The 12,191-nt window shown below is 67.7% G+C and carries 14 protein-coding genes; 1 reads left to right on the top strand and 13 read right to left on the bottom strand.

The annotated features are described in order from the left end of the window. Positions 1-151: 151 nt before the first annotated feature. Positions 152-1,264: an ABC transporter substrate-binding protein gene (locus tag ACQY8B_RS00290; RefSeq protein ID WP_422084877.1), complete on the top strand. Its 1,113-nt coding sequence runs from the start codon at positions 152-154 to the stop codon at positions 1,262-1,264. Positions 1,265-1,282: 18 nt separating this feature from the next. Here ACQY8B_RS00290 and ACQY8B_RS00285 read toward each other — a convergent pair whose 3' ends face one another. The 13 genes from ACQY8B_RS00285 to ACQY8B_RS00225 all read right to left on the bottom strand — a co-directional run bounded on the left by ACQY8B_RS00285 (position 1,283) and on the right by ACQY8B_RS00225 (position 12,170). After that, positions 1,283-1,432 (bottom strand): hypothetical protein, encoded by a 150-nt coding sequence (locus ACQY8B_RS00285; RefSeq protein WP_422084876.1) that lies wholly within the window; start codon positions 1,430-1,432, stop codon positions 1,283-1,285. Between the two features lie 120 nt (positions 1,433-1,552). Continuing rightward, a complete protein-coding gene (locus tag ACQY8B_RS00280; RefSeq protein WP_422084875.1) occupies positions 1,553-3,247 on the bottom strand; it encodes an MFS transporter in 1,695 nt (564 codons plus the stop codon). A 181-nt stretch (positions 3,248-3,428) separates the two neighbouring features. Continuing rightward, positions 3,429-4,076, bottom strand: a complete 648-nt coding sequence (locus ACQY8B_RS00275; RefSeq protein WP_422084874.1) for a 2-hydroxychromene-2-carboxylate isomerase — start codon at positions 4,074-4,076, stop codon at positions 3,429-3,431. Continuing rightward, entirely contained in the window at positions 4,073-4,330 is a 258-nt protein-coding gene (locus tag ACQY8B_RS00270) for a DUF1289 domain-containing protein (RefSeq protein WP_081269663.1), read from the bottom strand. Before ACQY8B_RS00270 ends, ACQY8B_RS00275 begins: the two co-directional genes overlap by 4 nt. Beyond that, on the bottom strand, positions 4,327-4,815 hold the full coding sequence (locus ACQY8B_RS00265) for a YbaK/EbsC family protein (protein WP_422084873.1): 489 nt from the start codon (positions 4,813-4,815) through the stop codon (positions 4,327-4,329). The genes ACQY8B_RS00270 and ACQY8B_RS00265 overlap by 4 nt, the downstream gene beginning before the upstream one ends. Before the next feature lie 14 nt (positions 4,816-4,829). After that, positions 4,830-5,471: a LysE family transporter gene (locus ACQY8B_RS00260; protein WP_422084872.1), complete on the bottom strand. Its 642-nt coding sequence runs from the start codon at positions 5,469-5,471 to the stop codon at positions 4,830-4,832. A 3-nt stretch (positions 5,472-5,474) separates the two neighbouring features. Beyond that, positions 5,475-6,395 carry a hydroxymethylglutaryl-CoA lyase gene (locus ACQY8B_RS00255; RefSeq protein ID WP_422084871.1) on the bottom strand — a complete coding sequence of 307 codons (921 nt, stop codon included), beginning with the start codon at positions 6,393-6,395 and terminating at the stop codon, positions 5,475-5,477. A gap of 137 nt (positions 6,396-6,532) precedes the next feature. Continuing rightward, positions 6,533-7,702 carry an acyl-CoA dehydrogenase family protein gene (locus tag ACQY8B_RS00250; RefSeq protein WP_422084870.1) on the bottom strand — a complete coding sequence of 390 codons (1,170 nt, stop codon included), beginning with the start codon at positions 7,700-7,702 and terminating at the stop codon, positions 6,533-6,535. Then, the gene (locus tag ACQY8B_RS00245; protein ID WP_422084869.1) at positions 7,699-8,922 is read right to left on the bottom strand and encodes a CaiB/BaiF CoA transferase family protein; all 1,224 of its coding nucleotides are present in this window, start codon (positions 8,920-8,922) and stop codon (positions 7,699-7,701) included. The genes ACQY8B_RS00250 and ACQY8B_RS00245 overlap by 4 nt, the downstream gene beginning before the upstream one ends. A 52-nt stretch (positions 8,923-8,974) precedes the next feature. Beyond that, the gene (locus ACQY8B_RS00240) at positions 8,975-9,994 is read right to left on the bottom strand and encodes a Bug family tripartite tricarboxylate transporter substrate binding protein (protein WP_422084868.1); all 1,020 of its coding nucleotides are present in this window, start codon (positions 9,992-9,994) and stop codon (positions 8,975-8,977) included. 26 nt (positions 9,995-10,020) lie between these two features. Beyond that, positions 10,021-10,410: a cupin domain-containing protein gene (locus ACQY8B_RS00235; RefSeq protein ID WP_422084867.1), complete on the bottom strand. Its 390-nt coding sequence runs from the start codon at positions 10,408-10,410 to the stop codon at positions 10,021-10,023. Beyond that, positions 10,407-11,156: an IclR family transcriptional regulator gene (locus ACQY8B_RS00230; protein ID WP_106936720.1), complete on the bottom strand. Its 750-nt coding sequence runs from the start codon at positions 11,154-11,156 to the stop codon at positions 10,407-10,409. Before ACQY8B_RS00230 ends, ACQY8B_RS00235 begins: the two co-directional genes overlap by 4 nt. 93 nt (positions 11,157-11,249) lie before the next feature. Further along, the gene (locus tag ACQY8B_RS00225) at positions 11,250-12,170 is read right to left on the bottom strand and encodes a 2-hydroxyacid dehydrogenase (RefSeq protein WP_422084866.1); all 921 of its coding nucleotides are present in this window, start codon (positions 12,168-12,170) and stop codon (positions 11,250-11,252) included. Positions 12,171-12,191 lie beyond the last annotated feature (21 nt).

Raw genomic sequence — 12,191 nt, 5'->3', positions numbered from 1 at the left:
TGGTCCATGACGGGTTTGCGCAGTGGGTCACAAGGTCCGTGCCCGCGCAGGGGTTTGTCCGAATGGAGTTCGAGACACTTCTGGAAACAAATACGACGTTTGTTTACGCCAATTCACGCACCGCTTTCCAGCCCTGTTCCGAAAGGTTTCCATGACGAAGACGCGCACGCTTTGCGCCGCAGCCCTGCTGGCTTTCAGCGCCGTCGGCGCATCGGCCCAGCTCCTGATCGGCCAGACCGCAGGCATGACCGGCTCTGTGGCCGCGAGCGTGAACGAGACCATCGGCGGCGCTCAGCTGGTGATCGACGCGGTCAACGCGCAGGGCGGCATTCACGGCGAGAAGATCGAGGTGCTGCGCATGGACGACGGCTTCGACGTGAAGCGCGCCGGCGACAACGCCCGCGCGCTGATCGAGGACAGGAAAGTGCTCGCGCTCTTCATGAGCCGGGGCACGCCGCATTCGCAGGCCATCATCCCCTGGCTCGACAAGTACGACGTGGCGCTCATCGGCCCTTCGACCGGCGCGATGGTGCTGCACAAGCCGCTGCAGAAGCATGTGTTCAACGTGCGCGCCACCTACCAGCGCGAGGCGGAGAAGGCGGTGCAGCACCTGCTGACCATCGGCCTCACGCGCATCGCGGTGGTGTACGTGACCGACTCGTTCGGGCAGGACGCGCTGGAGGGGGCGATGGCCGGCTTCACCAAGGGCGGGGCCAAGCCGACCGCGACCATTCCGGCCGACCGCGACAAGCCCGACTACAAGACCATCGTGCCGGCCATCAAGGAGGCCAACGCACAGGCCGTGGTGTGGATCGGCTCGGGCGTCGCGGTGGTGGACGGCATCAAGGCGCTGCGCGCGGCGGGCTCGGCGGCGCAGGTGGTCACGCTGTCGAACAACGCCTCGTCGGGCTTCATCAAGCAACTGGGCGATGCGAGCAAGGGCGTGATCGTGACGCAGGTGTTCCCTAACGAACGCTCGCTGGGCCAGCCGATGGTGAAGGAAGCGCTGACGCTGGCGCAGGCCAAGGGCCAGGCGGAGCTGTCGCCGGCCGCGCTCGAGGGCTTCGCGTCGGCCAAGGTGCTGGTGGAGGCGCTGCGCCGCGCCGGCCCCAAGCCCACGCGCGCCAAGGTGACGGCCGCGCTGGAGACCATCAAGGGCTTCGACCTGGGCGGCGGGCTGGAGGTGAGCTACTCGCCGCAGGACCACAGCGGCATCGACTTCGCCGACCTGTCGATCATCAGCGACGGCCGCTTCAAGCGCTAGCCAGCCAGTTCCGCGAACCTACTTCGGCGCGGCGGCCGGCGCGGGCTCGTGCGTGGCGGTGTCGCCGCCGTGCTTCTCGCCCGACATGTCGACCTTGTCGCCGGCCTTGGAAATCACGAACAGGGCGAGTGCGGCAAAAGCGATGAAGCCGACGACGATCTTCCACATGGGTCTGGTCTCCTGAAAACTGGAATGAAGGGAAAGGGCTCAAGAAAAAGGCTTCATGCGGGGTGGCATGAAGCCTCTTTGTCGAACGGAGGGCGTTGCTCCCTCCTGCTTGCGGCGGACTCAGTCGTTGGCGTAGATGTCCACGTCCTTGGTCTCGCGGATGAACAGCGTGCCGATCACCAGCGTGATGCCCGCGATGATGATCGGGTACCAGAGGCCGTTGTACATGTTGCCGGTGGAAGCCACGATGGCGAAGGCGGTGGTCGGCAGCAGGCCGCCGAACCAGCCGTTGCCGATGTGGTACGGCAGGCTCATGGAGGTGTAGCGGATGCGCGTGGGGAACATCTCGACCAGCATCGCGGCGATCGGGCCGTAGACCATGGTCACCAGCAGCACCAGCCAGAACAGCAGCAGCACCGTCAGCACCTTGTTCATCTTCGCGGGGTCGGCCTTGGGCGGGTAGCCCGCGACCTTCAGGTCTTCGGCCACGCCCTTCTTGAAGGCGGCGATTTCCTTGGCGGAGTTCTCGTCGAACTTGAGGTTCACCACGTTGCCGATGGGCGCCTCGACGGTCTTGTCGCCGATCTTCACCACGGCCTTGGAGCCCGGCGCGCCGGCCACGTTCTCATAGCTCACCGAGTTCTGCACCAGGTAGCGCTTGGCGATGTCGCACGAGCTCTTGAAGTCGATCTCGCGGGCCACCGGGTTGCCCTGGAACGAGCAGGTCGCCGGGTCGGCCGTCACCGTCACGCCGGCGGTGGCCTGCGCGCGGGCCAGGTCGGGGTTGGCGGCTTCGGTCAGCATCTTGAAGACCGGGAAGTAGGTGACCACGGCCAGCAGGCAGCCGGCCATGATGATCGGCTTGCGGCCGATCTTGTCGGACAGCGTACCGAAGATCACGAAGAAGGGCGTGCCCAGCAGCAGCGCCGCGGCGATCATCAGGTTGGCCGTGGTCGCGTCGACCTTCAGCTGTGCCGTCAGGAAGAACAGCGCGTAGAACTGGCCCGAATACCAGACCACTGCCTGGCCGGCCGTCAGGCCCACCAGCGCCAGGATCACGATCTTCAGGTTCTTCCACTGGCCGAAGGACTCGGACAGCGGCGCCTTCGAGGTCTTGCCTTCGGCCTTCATCTTCTGGAAGGCGGGCGATTCCGACAGCGTCAGGCGGATCCACACCGAGATGCCCAGCAGCAGGATCGACACCAGGAACGGAATGCGCCAGCCCCAGTCGTTGAACACCGCTTCGCCCAGGCCTTCGCGCACGCCCAGGATCACCAGCAGGCTCAGGAACAGGCCGAGCGTGGCCGTCGTCTGGATCCACGAGGTGTAGGCGCCGCGCTTGCCGTGCGGCGAGTGCTCGGCCACGTAGGTGGCTGCACCGCCGTACTCGCCGCCGAGCGCCAGGCCCTGCAGCATGCGCAGCGCGATCAGGATCACCGGCGCCGCGACGCCGATGGTCGCGTAGCTGGGCAGCAGGCCGACGATGAAGGTCGACAGGCCCATGATCAGGATCGTGACCAGGAAGGTGTACTTGCGCCCGATCATGTCGCCCAGGCGGCCGAACACGATGGCACCGAACGGACGCACCAGGAAACCGGCGGCGAACGCCAGCAGCGCGAAGATGAAGGCCGCGCCCGCATCCAGGCCGCTGAAGAACTGCTTGGCGATGATCGCGGCCAGCGAGCCGTAGAGGTAGAAGTCGTACCACTCGAACACAGTGCCTAGCGACGAGGCGAAGATGACTTTCTTCTCCTCGGCTGACATGGGCCGGGGGGCCGGATGCGGCACTCCCCGCGAATCTAGTGTGGCTGCCATTTGGTCGTCTCCTGTGTGTATGCGTCCATGCGGTTCCCCGATTCCGGAGACCGTGAGGCATTCTTGGAGGCGCGACTGACCCGAGGCTTTCGCGAAACTGAATCGGCGCTTACGGATTAGGGTGAAACCCGCGCAGTGCGTTTCAGCTTGTAAGAAATCGGACCCTTGCTCGGGTTTGTCCTCAGCCCGGCTTGCTGCTGCGCAGCAGGGACGGGCGCTGGTCGGCCGCGGTCCATTGCGGACCGTCGAACCATGCGTCGCCGCTCAGGTAGGCACGCAGCATCGCGAGGCCGTCGAAGCCCCAGAACAGGCGCCCGTCGACCACATAGGCCGGCGTGCCGAACACGCCAAGCTGCAGCGCCTCTTCGGTGTTGCGCTTGAGCAGGGCCTTGCTCTCGTCGCTGTTCGCGTCGCGCAGGGGCTCGAGCTGCGCGGTGAGCGCGGCAAGGCGCGCGGAGTCGCCCGCTTCCTCGCCGCCGCGCCACACATGGCGAAAGACGGTCTCGGCCACGAGGCGGCTGATGGTGCCGTCGTCGCCGGTCGACAGCGCGAGCCGCAGGTGCGCCAGCGGGTTGTAGGGATGCGAGGCGGGCATCTCGATCGGGATGCCGTGCGCGTGGCCCAGCCAGAGCACGTGGCGGTAGGTCCAGCTGCGCTTGGACGGAATCTCCGCCGGGCCGAGCTGGCCGTGCTGCTTGAGCAGCGCACCCAGCAGCACCGGCTTGTAGGCCACGTTGTAGCTCAGCCCTTCGAGCGCCTCCGGCAGGTGCTCGAACGCAAGGTGCGCGTAGGGCGAGATGAAGTCGAGATAGAAGTCGATGTGCTTCATGCGGCGTGGTCTCCTGGGGCGCGCCAGATGCCGGCGAGCGCCCGCAACTCTATCGCGCGCCACACATGGCGCCGGGTCTCGTCTTCCATCTTGCTCCAGCCCGCGATTTCGGGAATGGTGCGCAGGCAGCCTTCGCAGAAGCCGCTCAGGCGGTCCATGCGGCACACCGACGAGCAAGGCGAGGGCACGTCTTCGGCCATGGCCTGCACGGCCACGGCGCGCTCGGCCAGCGTTTGCGCTTCGCCGAAATTCACACCACGTCCGCCACCGGCGCGCCGGTGAGCTTCTCGAGGTCTTGCGGGCGCAGCTGGAACACCGCATGCGGGTGGCCCGCCGCAGCCCAGATTTCCTCGAAGCGGAACAGCTCGCGGTCGATCAGCACCACCGGCTTGGTCAAGTGGCCCACTGGCGACACGCCGCCGATGGTGAAGCCGGTGCGCGCCTTCACGAAGTCGGCGTCGGCGCGGCCGGTCTTGCCGATCAGCGCATCGACCTTCTTCTCGTCCACGCGCTTGTCGCCCGAGGTGATGACCAGCACCGCTACCTCGTCGCTCTTGCGGCGGAAGATGATGCTCTTGGCGATCTGCCCGACGGAAATGCCGAGCGCGTCGGCCGCCTGCTGCGCGGTGCGGCAGGCGTCATCGAGCATGCGTGGCGAATGGGGATGGCCGGCGTCCTGCAGAACGCGGGAAACGCGCTGGACGCCTTCGGGGAGGGAGTGGAGTTCGGAGCCGCACATGGGTTTCGAATCTATCAGGCGCTGCGCTTGAAGAGGAACAGGAACGCGCCCATGGTCATGAGCACGCCGCCGAAGACGCGGTTCTGCGCGCGCCGGGCGCGCACGCTGCGCAGCACGCCCTGCAGCCGCGCGGCCAGCCAGGCGTAGCCGTGCATCACGGTCACGTCGACCATCACCGTCGTGGCCAGCAGCCCCAGCAACTGCAGCCACAGCGGGCGCGTCGGCTGGATGAACTGCGGCAGCACCGCGGCCATGAAGACGATGCCCTTGGGGTTGGTCACGTTGGTGAGAAAGCCGCGCAGCACGCGCTGGGGCGCCGTGAGGTCGGGCTCGCGCGCGGCCTCGCCGCCTTCTGCACTCGCCGCCGGCGCCACGGGCGCGCGCCATTGGCGCCAGCCCAGCCACAGCAGGTAGCAGGCGCCTACCACCTTGATCACCGTGAAAGCGGTGGCCGAGGCGGTGAGCACAGCACCCACGCCGAGGCCGGCCACCAGCAGGATCACCGCCAGCCCCAGCTGCAGGCCGACGATGGTCGCGGTGGTGCGACGCACGCCGTAGCTGAGGCCGTGGCTCATGCTGAGCACAGCGCCCGAACCGGGCGACACCGCGATGACGCAACTCGCCACCAGGAATGCGAGCCAGACATGCAGGTCCATGCTTCAACCCGCCCGCTTGGTGCGGATGGCCTTCGACGCGCGCGAGTTCGGCTCGCGGCCCAGTGCCTCGCTGATGTACACGCCCGCGTCGATCAGCCTGTCGAGATCGATGCCGGTCTCGATGCCCATGCCGTGCAGCATGTAGACCACGTCTTCCGTTGCCACGTTGCCCGTAGCGCCCTTGGCGTAGGGGCAGCCGCCCAGGCCGGCCGAGGACGACTGGAAGTTCCATACTCCCAGTTCGAGCGCCGCCAGCGTGTTGACCAGCGCCTGCCCGTAGGTGTCGTGAAAGTGCCCTGAAATGGCGTCGACTTCGAAGTGCGCCAGCGTGGCTTCCATTGCCGCCTGCACCTTGCGCGGCGTGCCCACGCCGATGGTGTCGGCCACGTCCACGCGCTGCACGCCGATGCCCTTCATCAGCTGCGCGAGATAACCGACCTTGGCCGGCGCGATATCGCCTTCATAGGGGCAGCCCACGGTGCACGACATGGCACCGCGCACGCGGATGCCCTTCTCGAGCGCCGCGGCCACCACGGGCGCGAAGCGCTCGATGCTCTCGGCGATCGAGCAGTTGATGTTCTTCTGGCTGAAGGCTTCGCTGGCGGCGCCGAACACCACGATCTCGTCGGGCCACTCCTCGCGCGGCGCGGCGATGGCGGCTTCGAAGCCCTTCATGTTCGGCGTGAGCACCGAGTAGCGCACGCCGGGCTGGCGGCGGATGCCGTGCATCACCTCGGCGTTGTCTGCCATCTGCGGCACCCACTTCGGACTCACGAAGCTGGTGACCTCGATCTCCTTCAGGCCCGCGTCCTGCAGGCGGTGCACGAGGCCGATCTTCACTTCGGCCGAGACCGGCTGCTTTTCGTTCTGCAGGCCGTCGCGCGGGCCGACGTCGACGATCTTGACTTGGGTGGGGAGTTTCATGGGATGTCTCTTGTATCGCGGGTGGATGGAAGACCGCCTTCGATTGTCCGACACCTGCCAATGCCCTGCTCGCCGCACGAGTCCCGCGAGGTAGCAATGCGCGCCTGCGAGGTTGCAAATGGTGCCAGCCGCGCGGCTCAGTACGACTTGGGCAGCCCGAGCGCCTTCTCTGCGATGAAGTTCAGGATCATCTGCGGGCTCACCGGCGCGATGCGCGGTATGTAGCTCTCGCGCAGCAGCCGCTCCACGTGGTATTCCTTGGCATAGCCCATGCCGCCGAGGGTGAGCACCGCGTTCTGGCAGGCGTCGTGCGCCGCCTCGGCCGCGAGGTACTTGGCGGCGTTGGCCTCGACGCCGCAGGGCTCGCCCGCGTCGTACAGCGTGGCGGCCTTGAGCATCATCAGGTCGGCCGCCTCCAGGTTGGCCCAGGCGCGCGCCAGCGGATGCGCCACGCCCTGGTTCTGGCCGATGGGCCGGCCGAACACGACCCGCTCCTGCGCGTACTGCGAGGCGATGTGCAACGCCGCGCGGCCGATGCCGATGGCTTCCGCCGCGATGAGGATGCGCTCCGGGTTGAGCCCGTGCAGGATGTATTCGAAGCCCCTGCCCTCCTCGCCGATGCGGTCTGCCTCAAGCACCGCGAGACCGTCGATGAAGAGCATGTTGGAGTCCACCGCCGCGCGGCCGAGCTTGTGGATCTCGCGCACCTCGACCTTGCTGCGGTCCAGCGGCGTGTAGAAGAGCGTGAGGCCTTGCGTGGGCTTCTTCACCTGGTCGAGCGGCGTGGTGCGCGTGAGGATCAGCATGCGGTCGGCCACCTGCGCGGTCGAGATCCAGATCTTGCGGCCGTGCAGCAGGTAGCCGCCATCGGGCTGGCGCACCGCCTGCGTCTTGAGGCTGGTGGTGTCGAGCCCCGCATCGGGCTCGGTCACCGCGAAGCAGGCCTTCTCGGTGCCGGCGATGAGCGGCGGCAGGAAGCGCTGGCGCTGTTCCTCTGTGCCGAACACCACCACCGGGTTGAGCCCGAAGATGTTCATGTGCACCGACGATGCGCCCGACATGCCCGCGCCCGACGCACTGATGGCGCGCATCATCAGTGCCGCCTCGGTGATGCCGAGGCCCGCGCCGCCCTGTGCCTCGGGCATGGCGATGCCGAGCCAGCCGCTGCGGGCCACGGCGCGGTGGAACTCGTGCGGGAACACGGCGCGGTCGTCATGGTCGCGCCAGTAGTCGGCCGGGAAGTCTTCGCACAGGCGCTCGATGGCCGCGACCAGCGAGCGCTGGTCATCGTTCAGGGAAAAATTCATTCGCTGTCTTTCGTTGGTTCCGGTTGCAGCGTGACGCCGCGCGCCACCATGCGTTCGATGCTCTCGTCGTCGTAGCCCGCCTCGCGCAGCAGCTCCACGCTCTGCTCGCCGATGCGCGGCGCGGGGCGGCGTATGGCGGTGGGCGTGGCGCTGTAGCGGCCGACCGGCGCGAGGGTGCGGATGCGCCCTTCGCTCGGATGGTCGAACTCGGGATAGAAGCCCACGGCACGCAGGTGCGGGTCGTCGAGCAGGCTGTCGGTGCTGTGCAGGCGCGCGACCGGAATGTCGGCGGCCGCCAGCGCGGCGAACCATTCGTCGCTGGTGCGCGTGGCCATCACTTCGGCAACGAAGGCGTACACGGCGCCGATGTTCGCGGCGCGCGCGGTGTGCGTGCCGAACATGGGCGAGTCGCGCAGCTCGGGCCGGCCGATCACGTCGAAGAAGGCCTGCCAGTGCTTGTCGTTGTAGATCAGCACGCTGAGATGCCCGTCCGATGTGGCGTAGGGCTTGCGGTGCGGCGCGAGCAGGCGCGCGTAGCCGGTGGGGCCGAGCGGCGGCTCGAAGCTGTGGCCGCCGAGGTGGTCGCCCATGACGAACTGCGAGAGCGCCTCGAACATCGGCACCTCCACCGCCTGGCCCTTGCCGGTGCGCTGCGCATGCAGCACGGCGGCGAGCAATGCGATGGCCGCCTGCAGCCCCACCGCGCGGTCGGCCAGCGTGACGGGCGCGTAGCGCGGCTCACCGCCGCTTTGCTGCGCGAACAGCGAGGCGATGCCGGCCGCGCCTTGAATCAGGTCGTCGTAGGCGGGCTTGCCGGCGTAGGGGCCCTGCTCGCCGTAGCCGAAGGCGCCGAGATAGACGATCTTGGGATTGACTGCCGCCACGGCTTCGTAGCCGAGCCCCAGCCGCGCCATCGCCTGCGGCCGCGTGTTGTAGATCAACGCATCGCAGCCCGCCGCCAGCTTCAAGCAGGCTTCGCGGCCTTCGGGCTGCTTGAGGTCGAGCACGATGGAACGCTTGTTGCGGTTGAGGTGCATCGCCATCGCGCCCATGCCCGCATGGCGCATCGGACCCACGGCGCGCAGGTTGTCGCCGCCGGGCGGCTCCACCTTGACGATGTCGGCGCCGAGGTCGCCGAGCGTCTGGGTGGCGTAGGGGCCCATCACCACGGCCGTGAGGTCGAGGATGCGGATGCCTTGGAGAGGTCCGGATGTATTCATGTCTTTGCGTTGGCTCCTTCCCCCTCTGGGGCGAGGGAGAAATTCAGCTCGCTCATTCGGGTTGAATGCCGGCCGCCTGGATCAGCTTCTTCCACTTCGCCAGCTCCGACACCGTGAACGCCCCCAGCTCCTCCGGCGTGCTGCCGAAGGCATCGAAGCCCAGCTTCGCCACGCGCTCGCGGAAGACCGCGCCGTTCGCCATGTCCGACAGCACCTTGTTGAGCTTCAGCACGATGTCGCGCGGCGTGCCGGCCGGTGCGAACACGCCGTTCCACGAGGTGATGTCGAAGCCTTTCAGCTCCGGCGTGTCGGCCAGCGGCGGCAGCTCGGGGAACAGCTTGGTGCGCTCCTGCGTGGTGACGGCAATCGCGCGCATCTTGCCGGCCTTCACCGTCGCAAGGCCTGCCGCAAGGTCGACCACCATCATCGACACCTGCCCGCCGATCAGGTCGGCAATCGCGGGCGGCGTGCTCTTGTAGGGCACGTGCAGCATCGGCACGCCGCTCATGCGCGACAGCGTGGCGCCGCTCACGATGCCGGTGCTGTTGCCGCTCGCGTAAGTCAGCTTGCCGGGATGCGCGCGGCCCCAGGCCAGCAGCTCGGCCACGCTTTTCACGGGCAGGTCGTTGTTCACCACCAGCATGAACGGCAGGTTGCCCATGCGGCTGACGGGCGCGAAGTCTTTCACCGGGTCGTAGGGCAGCGACTTCATCAGGCTCGGGTTGGCCGAGTGCGTGGTGTTGGTGGTCATGAACAGCGTGTAGCCATCTGGCGGCGCCTTGGCCACGGCTTCCGCGCCGATCACGCCGTTGGCGCCAGCCTTGTTGTCGACGATGACCGAGCCCTTGAGCGCATCGCCGAGCATCTGCCCGGTGATGCGCGCCACAGCGTCGGTGCCGCTGCCGGCCGCGAAGGGCACGACGATGCGTATCGGCTGCTTCGGGTAGCCGCCGTCCTGCGCGAAGGCCCAGGGCGCCGCACTGACCAGGCCCGTGGCGGCACCGATGGAAATGAAACGGCGGCGGCTTGCCACCACGACCGATTTCTCGGTCGCGTTCTTCGTTGTCTGCATTTGCTTGTCTCCGGGTTGTTGTCGCTTCAGGGCCGGATCACGCGCTCCGGCGATTCCTCGTACGGCGGGCTGTAGATCACCAGCACGCGCACCGGCTCGTCGCTCACCACCGTGAAGGTGTGCATCGCGCCGGCCGGAAAAAAGCAGCTGTCTCCAGGGTGCAGCTCCTGCCGCTGTCCGCCCACCTCGGCGACCGCGCGGCCTTCGAGCATGTAGCAGACCTGCTCGATGCCAGGGTGCGCATGCGGCAGCGCGCCCTTGCCCTTCCGGATGTGCCCGACCAGCACCTCGAGCTGCTTCGCGCCCACCGTCTCGGGGCCGATCAGCCGCTTGTTCAGCGTGCCGGTGTGGTTGGCGGGGTGGTAGCCGGCGATGTCGGCTTCTCGAACGAAGTAGCGGGCGGTGGAGGTGGTCATCGGGGGTTCTCGGTCTTGGGTTCGATGGCGAGGCAGGCGGAGCGCAGCATCGCGGCGATGTCTTCGATGCGCGGCTCCATGCGGTAGCGCGGGCCCGCGACCGAGATGGCGTACGCCTCGCCGCCGATGCGCAGCGGCCAGGCCAGGCCGATCAGGTCGGGAATGCTTTCGCCGAGGTTGCCGTACCAGCCGCGCGCGGCACCGCGCTGCAGCTCGGCCTCGATGGCTTCGGCGGTGGTGAGCGTGGCTTCGGTCAGCGGCGCGAGCGCCATGCCGTCCAGCAGCTTGCGGCGCGCCTCGGGTTCGAGCGTGGACAGCAGCGCGCGGCCCAGCGAATTGGCATAGGCCGGGCGCGTTTCGCCCGACTCGGCGGAATAGCGGATGGCTTGCGGTGCGCTCAGCACCTCCAGGTACACCACCTGGCCCGCGTCGCGGAATTTGCCGAAGACCACCGTCTCGCGCGCCGCGTCGCGCAGTTCTTCCAGCGTGGCCTTCACCCGGTCGAGCACCGGGTCGTGGGCGGCGATGACCTGCGCCATCGCCAGCAGCCGGCCGGTCGGGTAGTAGCCCTGGCGGCGGCCGGTTTCATACATGTAGCCCTGCTCTTCGAGGGTGCGGATGAGCCCCAGGCAGCTGGACACCGGCATGTCGAGCAGCCGCGCCATCTCCGAAAGCGCCAGCGGCTGCTTCTCCCGGGCGAACAGCTCGACGATCTCGATCACCCGAAACGCAGTTTTCACAGTCATGAAAAGATTTTCATGTTTGTGAAAAACTCGCGCTTCAGGGTTTCCCCTGCCCGCGCCACATTCCGGCAAGGCCGGAAGCGTCGGGCCCTGGCGTCAGTAGCCGCGCGTCGGGTCGACCACGCCGGCGATCGGCAGGCCCTGCTCCATCGCGCGGATCTTCCCGGCGATCTGCGCGATGGACTCCTCGCGCAGCGTGCGCGCCGAGCCGTGCGGCGTCACGGTGATCTTCGGATGGCGCCAGAAGGCATGGTCGGCAGGCAGCGGCTCGACCTGGAACACGTCGAGCGTGGCGCCCGCGAGTTCACCCGCGTCGAGCATCGGGATCAGGTCGTCTTCCACCAGGTGGCCGCCGCGCGCGATGCTGATCAGGTAGCCCCCGGGCTTGAGCTTGCCGAGCGTCTTGCGGTTCAGGATGCCGCGCGTGGCTTCCGTCAACGGCAGCAGGTTGACCAGCACGCGCGTGGACGACAGGAACTCGTCGAACTGCGCCTCGCCGCTGAACACCTGCACGCCGTCGATGTCCTTCGGCGTGCGGCTCCAGCCGAGCACCGGGAACTCGAATTGCGCCACGGCCCTGGCCACGCGCTCGCCCAGCACGCCCAGGCCCATGATCCCGACCGGGAAGTCGCGCCGCAGCTTCGGCTTGCGATAGCTCCACTTGCCCTCGCGCGCGTCGGCCTCGTAGGCATCGAACTCGCGGAAGTGGCGAATCAGCGTGTGGCACACGTACTCGGCCATCTGCACCGACATGCCCGCGTCGTCGAGCCTCACGATGCGCGTGTGCGCCGGCACCTTGAGCTTGAGCAGCGCATCGACGCCCGCGCCGATGTTGAAGATGCCGCGCAACTTCGGCTGCTCGTCGATGAGCTCCTGCGGCGGCGCCCACACCACGGCATGGTCGGCCTGCGGAGCGCCGGGCTTCCAGGGCTCGATGACGGCATCGGGGAGTTCGGCCTTGAGGCCTTCGATCCAGGGTTCTGGGCGGTTGTCGGTGAGGTAGACGGTGATTCGCATGGGCCGAATCTTAGTGAAGCC

This window comes from Variovorax sp. (assembly GCF_965279555.1).
Classification (GTDB): domain Bacteria; phylum Pseudomonadota; class Gammaproteobacteria; order Burkholderiales; family Burkholderiaceae_C; genus Variovorax.
The sequence above is the reverse complement of the archived record's forward strand: the minus strand, read 5'-3'. Positions and strand labels throughout refer to the sequence as shown.

What these genes read in the sequence shown, in the direction of transcription:
- ACQY8B_RS00245 (WP_422084869.1), bottom strand. Translation starts at nt 8,922, where the DNA reads ATGAATACATCCGGACCTCTCCAAGGCATCCGCATCCTCGACCTCACG.
- ACQY8B_RS00225 (WP_422084866.1), bottom strand. Translation starts at nt 12,170, where the DNA reads ATGCGAATCACCGTCTACCTCACCGACAACCGCCCAGAACCCTGGATC.
- ACQY8B_RS00240 (WP_422084868.1), bottom strand. Translation starts at nt 9,994, where the DNA reads ATGCAGACAACGAAGAACGCGACCGAGAAATCGGTCGTGGTGGCAAGC.
- ACQY8B_RS00290 (WP_422084877.1), top strand. Translation starts at nt 152, where the DNA reads ATGACGAAGACGCGCACGCTTTGCGCCGCAGCCCTGCTGGCTTTCAGC.
- ACQY8B_RS00275 (WP_422084874.1), bottom strand. Translation starts at nt 4,076, where the DNA reads ATGAAGCACATCGACTTCTATCTCGACTTCATCTCGCCCTACGCGCAC.
- ACQY8B_RS00255 (WP_422084871.1), bottom strand. Translation starts at nt 6,395, where the DNA reads ATGAAACTCCCCACCCAAGTCAAGATCGTCGACGTCGGCCCGCGCGAC.
- ACQY8B_RS00260 (WP_422084872.1), bottom strand. Translation starts at nt 5,471, where the DNA reads ATGGACCTGCATGTCTGGCTCGCATTCCTGGTGGCGAGTTGCGTCATC.
- ACQY8B_RS00285 (WP_422084876.1), bottom strand. Translation starts at nt 1,432, where the DNA reads ATGTGGAAGATCGTCGTCGGCTTCATCGCTTTTGCCGCACTCGCCCTG.
- ACQY8B_RS00230 (WP_106936720.1), bottom strand. Translation starts at nt 11,156, where the DNA reads ATGACTGTGAAAACTGCGTTTCGGGTGATCGAGATCGTCGAGCTGTTC.
- ACQY8B_RS00265 (WP_422084873.1), bottom strand. Translation starts at nt 4,815, where the DNA reads ATGTGCGGCTCCGAACTCCACTCCCTCCCCGAAGGCGTCCAGCGCGTT.
- ACQY8B_RS00280 (WP_422084875.1), bottom strand. Translation starts at nt 3,247, where the DNA reads ATGGCAGCCACACTAGATTCGCGGGGAGTGCCGCATCCGGCCCCCCGG.
- ACQY8B_RS00250 (WP_422084870.1), bottom strand. Translation starts at nt 7,702, where the DNA reads ATGAATTTTTCCCTGAACGATGACCAGCGCTCGCTGGTCGCGGCCATC.
- ACQY8B_RS00235 (WP_422084867.1), bottom strand. Translation starts at nt 10,410, where the DNA reads ATGACCACCTCCACCGCCCGCTACTTCGTTCGAGAAGCCGACATCGCC.